Origin of the sequence: Enterococcus sp. DIV1420a (assembly GCF_051712165.1) — a bacterium.
In the GTDB taxonomy this organism is placed as follows: Bacteria; Bacillota; Bacilli; order Lactobacillales; family Enterococcaceae; genus Enterococcus; species Enterococcus faecalis.
Genome location: NZ_JBIOOI010000001.1, coordinates 1,340,265 through 1,359,209 on the forward strand (window position 1 = coordinate 1,340,265; position 18,945 = coordinate 1,359,209).

Below are 18,945 nucleotides of genomic sequence, written 5' to 3' on the forward strand. Positions count from 1 at the left end.
TTGAAAAAATGTAGTTAAAAAATCCAAAAATGTTTTACAGAATTTATTGTGAAAGGGATGAATATATTGAAAAAACACACGTGGGATAAAGATATATTAGTTGAAATAAAAAATGAAAAACAGGTGTTTAATTTAAAAAAATTCTCTACAGGTATGGCATCAGTATTAGTATGTAGTATTATTAGTTTGTATATTCCACCAACAGAATTTTCATTATTTTCAACAGGTGGGATTGTAGAGGCAGAAGAATTAAACTCTTCAGTTTATATAAATTTAAAACCAGAATATGTTAGTGGTTCAGTACTATATGCTAGTTCCATGGACGCTGTGAATCCGGAAAAATATATTGTGTTTCCAGAAGGTTACAAAGTAGATTACTATTTTAAATCTCCTAATAGTAATGAATATTATTTTAATGATAACATTGTAGAATCAAAAAGAATAAATGGTATTACTACAATTAAATACACACTTAAAGGATTAGATGGTAGTAATGTATACTATGATTCCGGTCCTAATAAAGGGCAACTTGTAACTGTAAATGTTAATGTGCACATATATGATGAGACTGATTTAGTAAAAAAAATTAATGAAGAAAAGGAGAAGATTGATAGTAATCCTAAATATGTTAATGGAGTTGAAGTTAAGAAAGAATTAGACGATTTAGTTATCAATGTAAACACACCTCCTACAACTCAAAAAGATATTAATGATTATATTAGTTCTATACCAAACATTATTGCTAAATTAAAAGAGAGGAAGACAACGGCAGAAGTAACTGATCCAACAGTAGAAAAATTGGTAGTAAAACAAGGAACAACAATTACAGAAAATGATATAACTGGCAAAGTAAGTAATGTACCAGCAGGTACAATATTAAAAGTAAAAGACCCTAGCCAAATCCCAAGCACAGAAGCAGCAGGAGATAAAGGAACTGTAACCGTAACAGTGACCTACCTAGATGGATCAACAGAGGAAGTAGAAGTACCAATCGAAGTAACGCCAAAAACAACGGCAGAAGTAACTAATCCGACAGTAGAAAAATTGGTAGTAAAACAAGGGACAACAATTACAGAAAATGATATAACTGGCAAAGTAAGTAATGTACCAGCAGGTACAACATTAAAAGTAAAAGACCCTAGCCAAATCCCAAGCACAGAAGCAGCAGGAGATAAAGGAACTGTAACCGTAACAGTGACCTACCTAGATGGATCAACAGAGGAAGTAGAAGTACCAATCGAAGTAACGCCAAAAACAACGGCAGAAGTAACTAATCCGACAGTAGAAAAATTGGTAGTAAAACAAGGGACAACAATTACAGAAAATGATATAACTGGCAAAGTAAGTAATGTACCAGCAGGTACAACATTAAAAGTAAAAGACCCTAGTCAAATCCCAAGCACAGAAGCAGCAGGAGATAAAGGAACTGTAACCGTAACAGTGACCTACCTAGATGGATCAACAGAGGAAGTAGAAGTACCAATCGAAGTAACGCCAAAAACAACGGCAGAAGTAACTGATCCGACAGTAGAAAAATTGGTAGTAAAACAAGGGACAACAATTACAGAAAATGATATAACTGGCAAAGTAAGTAATGTACCAGCAGGTACAACATTAAAAGTAAAAGACCCTAGTCAAATCCCAAGCACAGAAGCAGCAGGAGATAAAGGAACTGTAACCGTAACAGTGACCTATCTAGATGGATCAACAGAGGAAGTAGAAGTACCAATCGAAGTAACGCCAAAAACAACGGCAGAAGTAACTAATCCGACAGTAGAAAAATTAGTAGTAAAACAAGGGACAACAATTACAGAAAATGATATAACTGGCAAAGTAAGTGATGTACCAGCAGGTACAACATTAAAAGTAAAAGACCCTAGCCAAATCCCAAGCACAGAAGCAGCAGGAGATAAAGGAACTGTAACCGTAACAGTGACCTACCTAGATGGATCAACAGAGGAAGTAGAAGTACCAATCGAAGTAACGCCAAAAACAACGGCAGAAGTAACTGATCCGACAGTAGAAAAATTGGTAGTAAAACAAGGGACAACAATTACAGAAAATGATATAACTGGCAAAGTAAGTGATGTACCAGCAGGTACAACATTAAAAGTAAAAGACCCTAGCCAAATCCCAAGCACAGAAGCAGCAGGAGATAAAGGAACTGTAACCGTAACAGTGACCTACCTAGATGGATCAACAGAGGAAGTAGAAGTACCAATCGAAGTAACGCCAAAAACAACGGCAGAAGTAACTGATCCGACAGTAGAAAAATTGGTAGTAAAACAAGGGACAACAATTACAGAAAATGATATAACTGGCAAAGTAAGTGATGTACCAGCAGGTACAACATTAAAAGTAAAAGACCCTAGCCAAATCCCAAGCACAGAAGCAGCAGGAGATAAAGGAACTGTAACCGTAACAGTGACCTACCTAGATGGATCAACAGAGGAAGTAGAAGTACCAATCGAAGTAACGCCAAAAACAACGGCAGAAGTAACTGATCCGACAGTAGAAAAATTGGTAGTAAAACAAGGGACAACAATTACAGAAAATGATATAACTGGCAAAGTAAGTAATGTACCAGCAGGTACAACATTAAAAGTAAAAGACCCTAGTCAAATCCCAAGCACAGAAGCAGCAGGAGATAAAGGAACTGTAACCGTAACAGTGACCTACCTAGATGGATCAACAGAGGAAGTAGAAGTACCAATCGAAGTAACGTCAAAAACAACGGCAGAAGTAACTGATCCGACAGTAGAAAAATTGGTAGTAAAACAAGGGACAACAATTACAGAAAATGATATAACTGGCAAAGTAAGTAATGTACCAGCAGGTACAACATTAAAAGTAAAAGCCCCTAGTCAAATCCCAAGCACAGAAGCAGCAGGAGATAAAGGAACTGTAACCGTAACAGTGACCTACCTAGATGGATCAACAGAGGAAGTAGAAGTACCAATCGAAGTAACGCCAAAAACAACGGCAGAAGTAACTAATCCGACAGTAGAAAAGCTGGGGAGAAACAATAAAAAATACCATAATAAATTACCTGAAACAGGAGAAAATAATTCGAGTTATTTACTAATAAGTGGTATATTATTGTCAATATATTCAATGTTTTTAGTAATAAAAAGAAGGCTTAAAAGACAAGGATAAGTGGGAAGTAACTAAATTTATTTTCTGAAAAGTGGCCTTCAGTTATTATTAATTAACTTAAGAGTAACTGAAGGCTGCATTTCTTAATAACATATAATAGATAATTCTAGTAATGAGATGTAAAACTACCATTGTGTCACGTTTGACACCTAATTCTGATATTTTAAATTTTAGTGAAGTATAAACTGATACTTCAACTTTTGTGACAGTAATCCTCCTTCATTGATCAGTAGATTTACTAAACTTCTTCTAGGTAATCCAAATATATCGGTCATGTATGAAGTTAACTTAATCCTAGCAGTCTGTAAAATTTTGTGTGTTCGATTTTTTTCTATTTTGAGATTGAATCCACATTTTCTTTAAACATGCTAATTCACGTAGATCTTGTATGGGTTACTCTGGAACAAAAATTTTAGGAAAAGAGCTTTTTATTTCATATAAAATGAGTTTTTATATGCACGCTCATTAGTAATGTTTCGGGGTTTTCGAGAAACAAATCAAGGCAGTTTAACAATATACATAATGTTCTTTTCAAAAATGATGGTGTCTTTTTCCGTGTTACCATTAGTATACTATAGTATTTGCTTCTAACCTTTTGGGATGAATGGGATTGCGAATCCATTCGTAGGGTGTGTAGCTATTTTTCTATGCATACAGTAAAATGGCCAACTGAACTGCACAGCTGGCCGATTAAAGGAGTTGATCACCATGCAAATGACAACTAACGTAATTATGACATGTAACTAGTTTCATTGTAAAGAAATTTTAATTAAATAAGACAAAAAACAAATGTCAAATGTATTGTTAGCATAACCATTATTGCTATACATAAACTTATAAATTAATTTGTAATACAAATTATGAAGTAACGGAAAGTATAAATTAAGAAAATAATATCAAACTTAGCAAAATCAATTTGGAGTTTTTTTATCATGGTAAAACATAATTATTAACCGAAACAATTAAAAATTCAGATTGTGTAATGCCTGTTGGAGGGAGGGATCAGCTACTGTATTTCAATATGGTTACACATCTCTAGTACGGGAACGGTTTCAACTTGGAAAAATGGTATCTAATTCATGATTTAAAAATGCTTGGTTTTTATTCTGTTTGTCCTATAAAAGTAAGTCAAAAAGTTCAACAAGAGTTAGAATAGAAAATTAAGGAATTGGTGTTCTTAAAAAACTTTTCTCTCAAAAAAGGTAATGACTCTAGAAAACATTGTTAATTTTATTAACCAGCATATCAATGAACTGTAGATTGTGAGTTTGATTGAGTTATTTGATATTTTGAGAAGTACCTGTTATCGCAATCAAAAATGTGATTTTTCTGCACTCACTTCAATTGGGTATCAGTGAAAGGCTTGTTTATAAATTGATGAGTGAATTAGGCATTCCATCAAGAATTGCAAAAAAGTAAAGAAGCTAAAGACATATATAATCTGAGTAGATATGGTATCAAACATTTCTATTCCCGAAAAAGGGTATTATCTAGATAACGGGAGAATTGACAGCTATCAATCAATTTAAAAAAGTGAATATGTATATTTACAAAATTTAAAAGTATTGAAGAAGCTACAGTAATTGTTGACAGTTATATACGTTGGTATAGTTGGTATAATTATGTACGTATTTCGTTAATGGTTTAATGAATCAGGAAGCTTAATAAAACGGACAATGTTCAAAAAATGAAATTTGAAATGTTATTTAAGATGAAGGCTTTTATCTATGAAAAATAAAATCAGTATTACTATTCCAGATTTGAAAGAAATTTCTGATTGAGAAAGAACAACGGAACCTGCAACACTTTAATTAACAGCCGGTTAGATTACTTATTTTTTTCATTTCAAATTGTCGAGGAGTCATCATAAATTTTGTGTGGATTCTTTTGTTTGGATAGTAGTCTTCTAAATAGTCTTGGATCAGCACCTTCATTTCTATTTTACTTTTGTGCTTGTTGGGTTCGATTAATTCTCGTTTGATTGAACGATGAAACGATTCGATTACTGCGTTATCAACAGGAGTTCCAGGTTGGCTCATTGAATGTGTGATATGATAGTCGGTCAACAGTTCTTGATAGGTAAGAGAACGATATTGGCTACCTCTATCGGAATGAATTACCGTAGGCAATTCACCTTTGTAAATTTCTAATGACTGGACGATAATTTCTTTTTTCATGCGTGAATCTACCATGTAGAAACGTGGAATACGGGTTGCTAAGTCAATATAGGTGGACAAATAGAGGCGAGCATCACTACAAGGAATGTAAGTAATGTCCGACACCCAAACAGCATTGATTTGACTCTGTTCAAATTGACGATTAAACAGGTTTTCTTTTATAATTTCTTCAATTGCTTTTTCCCCTACTATAAGAAGATTTTCGTCGATGAAATCCTTGTGCACATAAATTCATTTCACGCATTAGGACAGCCACAACGTGTTTATTAGTTTCGATTCCCTCATCATAAAGCTGTTGAGCGATTCTTGGAGATCCGTATCGACCTTTGTGCTTGTAGAAGACTCGCTTGATATTCTCTTTTAAAAATTATGGCGGAGTTGTGTCCTACTTGGACGACGATTCCGCCATAAATAATATCCCTGCCTACTTACATTTAAAATTTTGCATAATGCTTGAACTGAATATTGTTGATGATGTTTGTGAACAAACTCAAAACGAACTACTTTTTTTGCTTCACAAAAGTGTTGAACTTTTTTAGAATGTCATTTTCCTCTTTTAGTCGTTTATTTTCCTGCTCAAGAATGTAGAAATATGCTTTATCAGGTAATCTTCTTCCTTGTCCGGCAAAAGCATTTTTTCCGTATCGACGGTATTCTGAGATCCACCGAGCGATTGTTGGGCGAGAGATACTGTATTCTTCAGAGAGTCTCTTGATAGTTACTTTCTTCTCAAGGATATCCTGAGAAATCTTAAGTTTAAATTCACGGTCATATGTTTCTCTCAATAGAGTTCATTCCTTTCAGTAATGTAACTGATAGTCAAGAAAAGTGTACCATAGCCCGTTGGTACTGCTGATATTTTATCCCATCTTTTAGAACGCTATTTTAGTGAAGTAGAACATACGGATTTAACAGATTTTTTATTAGAGGGAGCTATTAAATTGACACTTATAAAAGGGCTTAAGTTGATTTCAGATTTACAAAATTATAATTTAAGGGCAGAAATGTCTCTTACTGCTATCACTGCTCACAATAATAGTTTAGAACTAGGACGTGAAGCTGATTGGGGTTCTCATCGAATTGAGCACGAATTAAGTGGTTAATATGGAATTGTTCATAGTGAAGAGATGTGTGTTGTTACTTTAGCATGGATGAAATATGTTAGTCAATTTAACCCTAAACAATTCGTAAAATATGGTGTACGGATTTTTAATATTGATCCAATTATCTGTTCTGATGAAGAAATCATAGAGTATTCAATTGAAAAAACGAAAGAATTCTTTGTTAAATTGGGTATGAGAACAATATTGAATGAAATGAGTATTGATGATAAGCAGTTTGAATCGATGGCAAATCGTGCGACAAATGGAAACACTCAACATGTTGGTCATTTAAAACCACTTTACAATGAAGATATCTTTGAAATTTTAAAGTTAGCTCAATAGGGAGTATTGTATCCTTGGTACTTAATGAGCTGATATTGTAATGAATTTTGGTTTAGCATATGTTTCTGTACTAAAAAAGTAAGGAATTTCTTTAAACTTATGCAACATAACCATTTTTTTAGGTAACGTAATATTAACTATGTAACTAGCCAATAATCATGTATAAATGGTTGCTTCACAGTTTTTCTTGAAATGAGTCTATGAGGTGATTTTATTATGGGCAGAAAGAAAAGCAATCCTGACCGAAATTCCACTCAATGACACGATTATTACCACTCAGTGACACAAATAGTACCATAAAGTACCACCTTCAATTTTATAGACAATACCTCCTATATAATGATGATGTACAATCTTGTGCAAATTCTTATACAGGAGTTTTTTTATGAATCATTATTGTAGGATATTGGAGTTGGCTAATGAAGTATTAGTGTTCGTGCTATTGCCAACGGTCTGGGACATGGCCGCCCGAAAGTCAGAGAGGTCATCAAACTGACTAAAGATAAAGGAATAGTATGCCCTTTGTCATTCGAGATGGCACAGCAGCTTTTCGGAATACCATTTCTCAAGCTTTTCCTGAAGCAATACAAATTGCCGATCGTTTCCATGTGTTAAAATCACTTACCGTCAATGACCTTCAAGCTATTGGACCGTTGATTCCTAGTCAAATATAAACAAAATCTGAAAAGGTTTTGTCGCCTGAAAGAACAGCACCCACGATCAGTCAGTAAGTCAAACAGAACTTAGTAGAACAAGTTTGTCAAAAAAGAGAATTATGTTGGCTCTTCGCTAATATTAGTCGATATTTTTCTCTGGATACCAGAATCATCAAACGGTATCGGGGCCGTTCGGTCACTATATTGGCAGAACATCAGCGAAAAGAAACACTTATCAGCTTGGATCAGTATAAAAATCTATTGGTAAAAACAATGACTATCCGCTCAAAGCTAAATCAAGCCTATGAAGTCTTGGTCGAAGCAGGTTAAGACCGCACTTTAGAAACCTTTCAAAGAAGTTATAAACAAGTTCTAACTAAAACGTACACTGATGTGTCACGACCCAAAGTATATAGAAGGCCAATCAATCGGCTTATTTTTAAATATTCTTTGAACTGGAGTCAATTAGATAATGTGTCAAAAACGGTTCTTGAAAGCTCGCCTTTGTTGGTCACTATTATCCAATTCGTTCAGAAATTCCGAAAAATCTTGTCTGATTGCAGTTTTGAGCAGTTGAATCAATGGGTGGAACAAGTCAGAGAACTGGAAAACTCAGAATTAAATAAATTCATCAATGGACTGGAACGAGACAAATATGCCATAGAAAATGCCATGATCTATCCAGAACTATCAAATGGACTGGTTGAAGGAAAAGCAAATAAATTGAAAAAGATTAAACAAATTATGTTTGGTCGCTGCTCTTTTCGAACTTTAAGAACAAAAATGATTATTGCAGAACTATAGTATCATAGTCAGGAAAGAACCATTTTAATACTGCCATTTACAGCTGCTAGTAAAGCAACTTATAGTTTTAGAGCAAACCACTCTTTGAAGGGTCGTTATGATTAAACTCTTTAAACGATTTGTCCATGAATGAAGTAAAATAGCAAGATAGTCTATAAAAAATAGTAAGAACGTTCAAGAAATTCCAAACAAACCTTGTTAAGATAAAGGCATAAAAATGAAAGCGTTTTAACGCAATGCACTTATTTGTCAAAGAAGTCGTTTACCAATAATTGAGATGTAACGACTAGACTTTCGGCTTTATTATGGATCAATTCCTGTTCTCGAAAATTTTTTTTGGGTTCTCTTTCAGGATGTGTTGTATCAATTTGTAGTTGTTTACGATATTCTTTGGGTGTTAAGTGATAAATATGCCCAAACGCTCGATTTAAGTAACGCAAGTCAGAAAAACCACAAGCCTCGCTAATCGTTAGTAAACTCATTTTGGTATTTTTGATTAAGGAACGAGCTTTCTCACAGCGAATATGGTTTAAATAATTTTGAAACGACATACCGAGATGATTTTGAAAAAAATGAGAAAGGTAGTTGATGGATAAATTTTCGTATTTAGCTAAATCGGCTAAAAGTAATTTTTCATGAAAATGTTGTTGGATATAATCAATTATTCGGCGAAGACGCTCTTCACGTGATAAAAGCGTATTTTGTTCTTTTTCAGAAACCGTATCATACGGTACTTGTTCAATTAAGGCAAACAGCGTTAAAGCTGCATAGCCATGACACTCTAACTGAAAGAAAGATTGTTCTTGAAAATAAACCAGACAAGTTTGTAAAAAATGTTGTCTGACAGGCGTAAAATTCGCCAAATTGGTTTTGGTTAAAACTTGATTTTGAAAAAGAATTTCATTAATTTGTGGAAAAAAAGCTTCAAATTCTTTTGGTTTGATTTGTAAAATTAACAATTTTACCTGTTGTGGCGTCGCTAATTCATGTAGCTGGTAAGCATTAATCACAATAAACTCATTTTTACGCACGTAATAAGTTTTTGAATCGATCGTTAAAACGAGAATTCCGCGTAAGACATAAATAATCTCTAAGTCCGAATGCAAATGTGGTCGACGATAATTCATATCAATTAAAAAGGCTTTAATTCCTTGTAACTTATGGTGTTCGACTAATTCAAATTCAGTAGTAGACATCAGCTCACTCCTTTCCTTCTCTCACTATAAAGGATGGGAAATAAGGAAGCAAATATAAAAACAAAAAATGGAGGAAACAAACATGGCATATTTTGAAAACATCGGAAAAATTCAGTACGAAGGGAAACATACAGACAATCCTTTTGCGTATCGTCACTATAACCCAGAGGAAATCGTATTAGGGAAAACAATGAAAGAACATTTACGTTTTGCGGTTGCTTATTGGCATACCATGACTCAAGATGGTTCAGATCCTTTTGGTGATGCAACCAATGTGCGTAACTGGTGGGGCGAAACACCAATGAAAACAGCGGAAAATCGCGTAGAAGCTTTTTTTGAAATTCTAGAAAAATTAGGCGTAGAATACTTCTGTTTCCATGACATTGATATTGCGCCAGAAGGAGATTCTTTAGAAGAATTTTTTGCAAACATTGATACAATTACCGATTTGATTAAAGAAAAAATGGATCAAACAGGAATTAAGTTATTATGGAATACTGCGAATATGTTTACGAATCCTCGCTTTGTTCACGGGGCAGCTTCTTCAAGCAATGCGGATGTTTTTGCGTATGCCGCAGCACAAGTGAAAAAAGGCTTAGACATTAGTAAAAAATTAGGTGGCGAAAATTATGTTTTCTGGGGTGGTCGTGAAGGTTACGAATCACTATTAAATACCGATATGAAATTTGAGCAAGACAATATTGCCCGGTTATTCAAAATGGCAGTTGTTTACGGTGAAAAAATCGGACACAAACCTCAATTCTTAATTGAACCAAAACCAAAAGAGCCATCTACGCACCAATATGATTTTGATGCAGCAACAGCCATGGCCTTTATTCAAAAATATGATTTAGAAGGCAACTTCAAATTAAATCTAGAAGCTAACCATGCAACATTAGCCGGTCACACATTTGAACATGAGTTAAACGTAGCGCGTTGTTACGATGCATTAGGTTCGATTGATGCCAACCAAGGCGATCCATTACTTGGCTGGGATACGGATGAATTTCCAACGAATGTCTTTGATACGACGTTAGCAATGTATGAGATTTTAGAAAATGGTGGAATTGCCCCTGGTGGAATTAACTTTGACTCGAAAGTTCGCCGTTCTTCTTTTGAAATGGATGATCTATTCTTAGCGCACATTGCTGGCATTGACACGTATGCACGTGGCTTAAAAGCGGCGGCTGCGCTAAAAGAAGACCGCTTCTTTGATGAAATCAAAGAAAAACGTTATGCAAGCTATCATACAGGGATTGGCGCAAGCATTGTCTCAGGTGATGAAGATTTAGAAAGTTTAACTTATTATGCATTGAAAAATGAAGAAATAAAAGTGGAGTCCAATCACTTAGAGTTTGTCAAATCACGTTTAAATGATTACTTATTTTAAACGCTAAAGGAGAAAAAATATGGCATATGTCTTAGGATTAGATTTAGGAACGAGTGCCCTAAAAGGGTTATTGTTAAATGAGCAAGGAGAAGTCATTTATCGGGCCAGTATAGAATATCCATTAATTCATTTACAATCCGATTATAGTGAACAAGACCCTGTTGAATGGACAAAAGCATGTGAAAAAGTCTTTGATACTCTCGCAGAGCAAGTCGTTGATTTTAGTGCACATTTGGTCGGAATTAGCTTTTCCGGCCAAATGCATAGCTTGGTCGTACTTGATGAAAAGCAAAAGGTTTTACGACCAGCGATTCTATGGAATGATGTTCGAACGACAAAACAATGCCAGCGAATCATGGCCAAACTGGGTGCATCCCTTATTCAAGTGACAAAAAACAAGGCACTTGAAGGATTTACTTTACCAAAGATTTTATGGCTACAAGAAAATGAACCAGAAACTTGGGCAAAAGTCCGTCACATTTTACTGCCAAAAGACTACTTAGGTTTTTGGTTAACTGGTACGCAACACATGGATTATTCTGATGCGGCCGGCACGTTACTCCTTGATGTACAAAAGAAACAATGGTCAAATACGATTTTAGAAACTTTTGCAATTCCACCCGCCTACTTGCCAACGCTCATTGACTCCCAAGGGCAAACGGGAACGTTAAAAGCCAATTTTGTTGAAAAATATGGCTTTAAACAATCTATCAAAGTCTTTGCAGGTGGTGCAGATAATGCTTGTGGGGCTTTAGGTGCTGGGATTTTAAGTAGCGATATCGGAATGGCAAGTATTGGGACATCGGGGGTCTTCTTATCTTTTGAAGATCACGCCTTACCTGATTATCAAGGGGATTTACATTTGTTTAACCATAGCTTACCTAATACCCATTATTCGATGGGGGTCACGCTTGCTGCTGGTCATAGTTTAAGTTGGTTTAAAGACACTTTCGCAAAAAATTTAAGTTTTGATGAACTGTTGACGGGCATTGATCAGATTGCTCCTGGTACGGAGGGGCTATTATTTACACCCTATATTGTGGGTGAGCGAACTCCGTATCCAGACAGTCAGATACGGGGAAGTTTTATTGGTATTAATACGAAGCATACCCTGCAACATTTTGTCAGAGCAGTATTAGAAGGTATTACTTTTTCTTTAAAAGATAGCCAAAACTTAATGGAAGAAATTACTGGCAAAAAATTCAAGCAAATTGTTTCCGTTGGTGGCGGTGCAAAAAATCAAGACTGGTTGCAAATGCAAGCCGATATCTTTAATACGGAAATTACATGTTTAACCGTAGAAGAAGGCCCAGGCTTAGGGGCAGCGATGCTAGCAGCTGTGGGTGTTGGTTGGTTTAAAGATTTACCAACATGCGCACGAACCTTTGTATCCTATCGAAAAGCAGCAACACCGAACGTGGAAAATGTTGCAAAATATGAAAAACAATATGCGCTATATCGCGAAGTGTATCCTGCGACAAAAGGAATATGTGCAGAATTGTTAAGGAATAACTAATAACAAAAAGGCTCTTTGTCAAACACTCATGAATTGGCAAACCTATTCACTCTCAAGGATGAAAGCGAAAAATGCTGAAGTTTTCAAATAAAATTGTGCTATTCTGCAATATTTATACGAGTGAATTAGGGAATTCTATAATAAAAAGGAGGATAACAATGATTACAATTCACAAAAGTTATATTGAGAAAAAATATGACTCTGAGTTACTAAGGATTGATGCATGGGGAAGGGATGGCTTTCGAGTACGTTCATTTGCAGATAGAAAGTATAATGATGAAAATTTTGCTTTAATAGCAAAAGAAGAATTGGAACCATGTGAGATTGAAATCTTAGAGCATCATGATAATGAGATTACTGTGAAGAATGGTCGTATTAAAGCAGTGATTGACCATAGAGACCGCATTACTTTTTATGATGAGAACGACAGAGTATTGTTACGAGAGTTTATTCGTCTACGCGCCGTTAAGCACGATGATGGGGCGGAAGATGTTGGTACAATCGAAATTACCAAGGATTTTAATTCAACCTTAAAATTAAAATCAAGAGAGTTCAGAGCAAATTATGGTGGTTCATTTGAAACGATGACACGTTTTGAATCAACTTCAAATGAAAAAATATATGGGATGGGACAATACCAGCATGAATTTTTAGATTTAAAAAACACTAAATTAGAACTTTCGCAGAGAAACTCTCAAATGTCGATACCGTTTTATATGTCGAGTTTGAATTATGGTTTCCTTTGGAACAACCCAGGAATTGGAGAAGTTACTTTTGCTAAAAATATAACAGAATGGCATATGCAAGCAACACATTCAATTGATTACTGGATTACAACAGGTGATAATTTAAAAGAAATTTCCAAAAAGTATGCTGAAGTAACAGGGAAAGTCCCGTTAATGCCTAAGAATATGTTAGGTTTATGGCAAAGTAAACTAAGATACCGTACCCCAGAAGAAGTTCTTGATGTCGTCAAAAAATATGATAGTAAGGGAATTCAATTATCAACGATTGCGATTGACTATTTCCACTGGCCAAAACAAGGCGAGTATAAGTTTGATTCTGACTTTTGGCCAGAACCGGAAAAAATGATTCAAGAATTGAAAGAAAAATATAAAGTAGAACCAATTATTTCTGTTTGGCCCACAGTTCAATCCGATGCAGCTAATTATAATGATTTTTTAGAAGGTGGTTACTTAATTAATGTGAACAGAGGTGTTCGCTTGACAATGTTGATTCAAGGAACCACGGTTTTCTTAGATACGACAAATCCTGAAGCAAGAGACTATGTCTGGTCTCGTATCAAACATAACTATAAAGAATTGGGAATTGATTACTACTGGGTAGATGTGGCTGAACCAGGATATGCAGTTTATGATTTTGATAATTATCGCTATGAAAGTGGTCAAGCGTTAGAGACAGCGAACCTTTATCCAATAGGGTTCTTGAAAATGATATATGATGGTATGAATTCAAAAAATCATAGTGTGATTACTTTAGTAAGGGGTGCTTGGGCGGGAGCTCAAAAATATGGTGCTCTTGGCTGGTCAGGTGATATTGATTCAAGTTTTGAATCCTTTAATAATCAAGTAAATACAGGATTAAATGTTGGTATGGCTGGATTACCCTGGTGGACGACGGATATTGGAGGGTTCCATGGGGGTGACCCGAAAGATACAGAATTTAGAGAATTGATAGTACGTTGGTTCCAGTATTCAACGTTCTCACCTATTTTAAGAATGCATGGAGACCGTTTGCCACACAGTGCCCCATTATCAAATAGTGGAGGAGGTTCAATGCCTACTGGTGCACCAAATGAAATTTGGTCATTTGGTACAGAAGTAGAAGACGCTTTACAAAAGTATTTACAAGTGAGAGAACTGTTAAAAGATTATATTCACGATTTAATGAGAGAAGCACATGAAGATGGGTTGCCGTTAATGCGAACATTATTTTATGAATATCCTAATGATGAAATGTCATGGAAAGTTGACAATACCTATCTGTTTGGTTCGGATTTATTAGTTGCACCAATCATGAACTATCTAGGTAGAGAAAGAGATGTTTACTTGCCTCAAGGGGATACTTGGATTAATCTTTACACCCATGAAGAACTAGCAGGCGGAACTACTTATAATGTGGATGCGCCGCTTCATCAAATTCCAGTCTTTGTAAGAAAATCCGCTATTGATAAAATGGGTGGCGTACTTGAATATGCAAAGAAGAACTTCAATTAAAATTATTGAGGAAAGGAAGTGGTGATCTGTGTTTCTCAATCAAGAAGTTGAGATAACGCCAACTTCTTTTATAATTAGAGATGGCGAACAATCATTAGCAGTTCAAGAGTGGGGGAGAGATTCTGTAAGGGTTATAAGTTCTCCTGAACCATCCATCCGAGGCGTTAAGAATCAGGGAATCGAAGAATTAGAGAAAAACAGGAAAGTGACAATCTCCATCACTAGAACTGAAACGTTGATTCAATTATTAAACAATGACCTAAAAGTGATTTATGATGGAGAAAAAATTATTTTTTATTATAAAGACACTAAAGTTTTAGAAGAATATTCAAGGAAACAGAGCGATGTGAGACGAACAATTGGTATAGATGATCACATACCAATAAGTGATTCGCCTTCCTCTTCACTTAAAATATCACCAAGAACATTCAAGTTTAAGAGCGCTTACACATACGAAGCGATTCTTAGATTTGAAGGAGATCCTTCTGAAAAAATTTTTGGTTTAGGTGGTTACCAAGAAGAAAACCTAGATAAAAATTTAGGATCTTATGAGTTAATGCAGCGTAATTCTCAAACAACAATACCGTTTTATTTATCGAATAAGAATTATGGATTTATTTGGAACAATGCATCGATTGGTGAGGTCACTTTTAGTAAAAATCAGAAAAAATGGACAAGTAGGAGTACTCAAACGATTGATTATATAGTAATGGTAGGAAAAAATCCAAAAACAATCATGGATTACCTGACCACTATGATTGGGAGAGCGCCTCAAATAAATCAAGAATATTTAGGTTTATGGCAGAGCAAACTAAGGTATCAAACAATCGATGAACTCCGGAAAGTATATGAAGGATACCAGAAAAGATCAGTTAATTTATCAGTCTTGGTTATAGATTATTTCCATTGGACAGCAGATGGAGACTTTGAATTTGATTCTAAATATTGGAAGGGAATCCATCAATTTACGAAAACTTTAAATGCAACAAAAACGAAATTAATGGTGTCGTTATGGCCAACTGTTACAAAGGATAGTAAATACTATGAAGAATATCATAGAAATAAGTTGGTTATTCAGTCGCACTATGGAGAAAATCAAATGTTTGATGGCAAGGAAATTTTAGATTTTTCAAACCCTAAAACATCCTCTAAGATTAGGAGTTTGTTAGATCAAAATTATCGAAAAAATGGAATTGATCTCTTTTGGGCGGATCAAGCAGAGCCAGAAATGAATAGGTATAATCATGAAGACTATACTGTTTATGAAGGGGAATTGGTAAAAGTTGCTAGTCGTTATCCCTATCATTATATTAGAGCAGTTCAATCTCAAAATAATGGAGAGTGGTCGAATAATCCCGTGCTCATTCGTTCTGCTTGGTTTAATTCACAAAAATATGGTGCATTAGCTTGGTCTGGAGATATTGATAGTTCATTTGAATCGCTCCGAAGACAAATTCAAATTGGATTGAATATGGGGATGAGTGGTATTTCTTGGTGGACAAGTGATATCGCTGGATTTCATAGTGGCAATAGTGAAAGCCCTGCTTTTAAAGAGTTAATGATTCGTTGGTTCCAATTTTCTGTATTTAGCCCAATTTTACGTATGCATGGTGATAGACAACCACATACTCCAAAAATTGGACTAGACGGTGGGGGAGTGAGAACAAGTGGTGGACCAAATGAGATTTGGTCCTTTGGAAATAAAGTTGAAAGTATACTCCTACGATTTATCAGTATTAGAGAAAAGCTAAAAGATTATTTACTCTCTATTTATCAGGAGAGTTCAGAACAAGGTTACCCAATTATGAGAAGTTTATTTTTTGAGTTTCCAGAAGATAAAAAAGCATGGGAAGAGACAACTAATTTTATGCTAGGAAGTTCGTTACTTATTGTACCAGTGGTAGAAGAATCTATAGAAAATATGGTCATATATTTACCAAATGATACTAATTGGATTGATGTTTTTACAAAAGAGAAGTTCATTGGTGGTCGGACTTATAATATTAACATTTCAATCGAGACGTTACCTGTTTTTTGTCGTGAAGGTTCACGGCTAGAAGAAAAATTAGACGAAATATTTGTTAATAAATAAAATTGAAGGGATTGTTTTAAATGGGAGTAATTATTGCAAGAATTGATCAAAGGTTAGTACATGGAATTGTTGTGACACAGTGGGCAAGTGCAGTGAAAGCAAAACGGATTATGGTAGTTGATGATGTTGTGGCAGGAGATGAGGCTAGAAAAGCAGCAATGCGTATGAGTAAGCCAGCAGGGACTGGAATGTCTTTAATTGATACAGAAACAGCAATCACCAATTTTAAAGCGAAAAAGTACGACAACCACAACGTATTACTCGTAGTGAATAATGTACAAGTGTTACTGGATTTAGTGAATAATGGGGTAGAGATACCAAAAGTAAATATTGGGATAATGCTAGATCGGGAAGATCGAAAAAAATATGCAAAAAGCTTTGCCGCCTCGGAAGAAGAGTTGCGCCAACTTAAAGAATTATCTGATAAGGGTATTTCAATATCTTATCAATTTACACCATCAGATAAAGAAGAACCATTATCAAAATTCTTATAGATATATAAGTTTTATAGAATTAGAAGGACTAAGGAGCGATTGACATAAATTTTTGTTATTAAACAAGACGTACAGAATACGATAAAATTGAAAAGAGGAAATTATTATGCCTGAATTTTTACAGAATATCCTAATTATTTTATTACCAATGTATGCTTTGATTGATAATCGAGGTATTACAATCATGAACACTTGGCCAGTAACTGTAGGATTATTTGCTGGGTTGATTATGGGAGATCTCCCAACAGCATTAGCGATTGCAGGAACATTTCAACTAATGAGTTTAGGAGTTGCTGCCCTTGGGGGATCATCGGTTCCAGATTATGCGTTAGCAACAGTTGTAGCTATTTATTTAAATGCACGCACTGGATTAGATGTTGGATCTTCAGTTGCAATTGGCCTACCAGTTGGTATTTTAGCAATTAATTTAGATGTATTAACACGTACTTTAAACTCATTTATTACTGAAAAATCAAAAAAATATTTAGAACAAAGAGAATTCAAGAAAATGCAAACAATTAATTTTGTAAGTATTTTGTTAGTAGCAATGCAAGCTTTTATTCCAATGATAATTTTAGTTGCATTTGGACCAACAGCAGTTCAATCAATTATTAAATGGGTTCCTCAATGGGTAACAACGGGGCTAAACGTTGCTGGTGGAATGCTACCAGTCGTTGGGGTAGCAATGTTAATGCGCTATATGCCCACAGGCCGCTATATTTGGGCATTATTGGTTGGTTTTGTAATGGCTGCTTATGCCTCAATGCCGATTCTGGCAATTTCAATTATTGGATTTTCTTTAGCAATATATACGTATAACCAACTGACAAGTAAGAAACTGGTGGTCTCTACTGACGAGGCAATCAATATCGAGATGGGAGATGACTTTGATGAATAAAAATAGAAACACAACAGTATCGTCTGAAGTAAAAACATTTTCAAAAAAAGAACGTAGAAATGCCGCTTGGCGTTGGTCATTTATTGGAAGTAATAATGTAAACTATGGAACTTTGCAAGGAACGGGATATGCTTGGTCAATAGCTCGCTCACTTCGTAAAATTTACAAAAATGATGATGACTATGTTGAAGCTATGAAAATGGAATACGAATATTTTAATATTACACCATATATGGGTCCTCTCGTAATCGGTGCAGATATAGCAATGCAAGAAAAGGAAGGAACAGGGGCACTAGAAGCGGTTCGTTCAATTAAAACATCGTTAATGGGTCCGTTATCTGGTATAGGTGATTCTCTTTTATGGGTGCTTTATCCAACAATTATGGGGTCAATTAGTGGATATATGGCGTTAGATGGTAATCCTTTAGGTGCGATTATATGGATAGTTTTAAATGTTGCTTTAATATGGATGAGAATAAAATTATTTGATTTAGGTTATGAATCAGGAACTCGTTTGATTACAGATATGGCAGATAAATTAAATACCATTACGGAAGCAGCATCAGTAATGGGGTTGACTGTCGTAGGAAGTTTGATTGCAACAGTTGTTAAAGTTTATACACCACTTAAATTTACTTTTGGTGATGTTTCTCTAGGTTTACAAGAAGAAATATTTAATAAGATTTTACCTGCATTGCTACCTGTTTTGTTAACACTTATTGTTTATTGGTTGATGGAAAAGAAAAAATGGGGATTCTTAAAAGTGATTTTTTCTATCATTGTTCTTTCATTGATTGGTGCATTTTTCGGTGTATTAGGTGTAGCGTCATAATAAATGGATACGGTTATAAAACGTAGATATTCACTTTATAAGTCAACTTGTT

General features: G+C 35.0%; 15 protein-coding genes and 1 pseudogene. 12 read left to right on the forward strand and 4 right to left on the reverse strand.

Annotation, left to right across the window (positions count from 1 at the left end; genetic code table 11):
* The first annotated feature begins 153 nt into the window (after positions 1-153).
* Positions 154-3,156, forward strand: a complete 3,003-nt coding sequence (locus IGI80_RS06775) for a Rib/alpha-like domain-containing protein (RefSeq protein WP_438723031.1) — start codon at positions 154-156, stop codon at positions 3,154-3,156.
* Between the two features lie 1,811 nt (positions 3,157-4,967).
* Here IGI80_RS06775 and IGI80_RS06780 read toward each other — a convergent pair.
* The 3 genes from IGI80_RS06780 to IGI80_RS06790 form a co-directional block, all read right to left on the reverse strand.
* A complete protein-coding gene (locus IGI80_RS06780) occupies positions 4,968-5,558 on the reverse strand; it encodes an IS3 family transposase (protein ID WP_438723033.1) in 591 nt (196 codons plus the stop codon).
* Entirely contained in the window at positions 5,503-5,685 is a 183-nt protein-coding gene (locus IGI80_RS06785; RefSeq protein WP_438723424.1) for an IS3 family transposase, read from the reverse strand. The genes IGI80_RS06780 and IGI80_RS06785 overlap by 56 nt, the downstream gene beginning before the upstream one ends.
* Before the next feature lie 148 nt (positions 5,686-5,833).
* Positions 5,834-6,118, reverse strand: coding sequence for a transposase (locus IGI80_RS06790; RefSeq protein ID WP_438723035.1), 285 nt, complete (start codon positions 6,116-6,118; stop codon positions 5,834-5,836).
* A gap of 72 nt (positions 6,119-6,190) precedes the next feature.
* Between IGI80_RS06790 and IGI80_RS06795 the strand changes: the two are divergent.
* From IGI80_RS06795 to IGI80_RS06810, 4 genes and pseudogenes are all read left to right on the forward strand, one after another.
* Positions 6,191-6,778: pseudogene (locus IGI80_RS06795) on the forward strand (hypothetical protein).
* Positions 6,779-7,293: 515 nt separating this feature from the next.
* On the forward strand, positions 7,294-7,452 hold the full coding sequence (locus IGI80_RS06800; protein ID WP_438723037.1) for a transposase: 159 nt from the start codon (positions 7,294-7,296) through the stop codon (positions 7,450-7,452).
* Between the two features lie 186 nt (positions 7,453-7,638).
* On the forward strand, positions 7,639-7,764 hold the full coding sequence (locus IGI80_RS06805; RefSeq protein WP_438723038.1) for a hypothetical protein: 126 nt from the start codon (positions 7,639-7,641) through the stop codon (positions 7,762-7,764).
* Positions 7,765-7,827: 63 nt separating this feature from the next.
* Positions 7,828-8,238: a transposase gene (locus IGI80_RS06810; protein WP_438723039.1), complete on the forward strand. Its 411-nt coding sequence runs from the start codon at positions 7,828-7,830 to the stop codon at positions 8,236-8,238.
* Between the two features lie 242 nt (positions 8,239-8,480).
* Here IGI80_RS06810 and IGI80_RS06815 read toward each other — a convergent pair whose 3' ends face one another.
* Positions 8,481-9,434: a helix-turn-helix domain-containing protein gene (locus IGI80_RS06815; protein ID WP_438723040.1), complete on the reverse strand. Its 954-nt coding sequence runs from the start codon at positions 9,432-9,434 to the stop codon at positions 8,481-8,483.
* A gap of 82 nt (positions 9,435-9,516) precedes the next feature.
* Between IGI80_RS06815 and xylA the strand changes: the two genes are divergently transcribed.
* From xylA to IGI80_RS06850, 7 genes are all read left to right on the forward strand, one after another.
* Positions 9,517-10,824 (forward strand): xylose isomerase, encoded by a 1,308-nt coding sequence (gene xylA, locus IGI80_RS06820; RefSeq protein ID WP_438723042.1) that lies wholly within the window; start codon positions 9,517-9,519, stop codon positions 10,822-10,824.
* A 19-nt stretch (positions 10,825-10,843) separates the two neighbouring features.
* The gene (gene xylB / locus IGI80_RS06825; RefSeq protein WP_438723043.1) at positions 10,844-12,340 is read left to right on the forward strand and encodes a xylulokinase; all 1,497 of its coding nucleotides are present in this window, start codon (positions 10,844-10,846) and stop codon (positions 12,338-12,340) included.
* Positions 12,341-12,498: 158 nt separating this feature from the next.
* Positions 12,499-14,577: a TIM-barrel domain-containing protein gene (locus IGI80_RS06830; RefSeq protein ID WP_438723044.1), complete on the forward strand. Its 2,079-nt coding sequence runs from the start codon at positions 12,499-12,501 to the stop codon at positions 14,575-14,577.
* A 28-nt stretch (positions 14,578-14,605) separates the two neighbouring features.
* Positions 14,606-16,669, forward strand: coding sequence for a TIM-barrel domain-containing protein (locus IGI80_RS06835; protein ID WP_438723046.1), 2,064 nt, complete (start codon positions 14,606-14,608; stop codon positions 16,667-16,669).
* 20 nt (positions 16,670-16,689) lie between these two features.
* Entirely contained in the window at positions 16,690-17,163 is a 474-nt protein-coding gene (locus IGI80_RS06840) for a PTS system mannose/fructose/N-acetylgalactosamine-transporter subunit IIB (protein WP_438723047.1), read from the forward strand.
* Between the two features lie 106 nt (positions 17,164-17,269).
* Entirely contained in the window at positions 17,270-18,061 is a 792-nt protein-coding gene (locus tag IGI80_RS06845) for a PTS mannose/fructose/sorbose/N-acetylgalactosamine transporter subunit IIC (protein WP_438723048.1), read from the forward strand.
* A complete protein-coding gene (locus IGI80_RS06850; RefSeq protein ID WP_438723049.1) occupies positions 18,054-18,893 on the forward strand; it encodes a PTS system mannose/fructose/sorbose family transporter subunit IID in 840 nt (279 codons plus the stop codon). The genes IGI80_RS06845 and IGI80_RS06850 overlap by 8 nt, the downstream gene beginning before the upstream one ends.
* Positions 18,894-18,945: the final 52 nt, after the last annotated feature.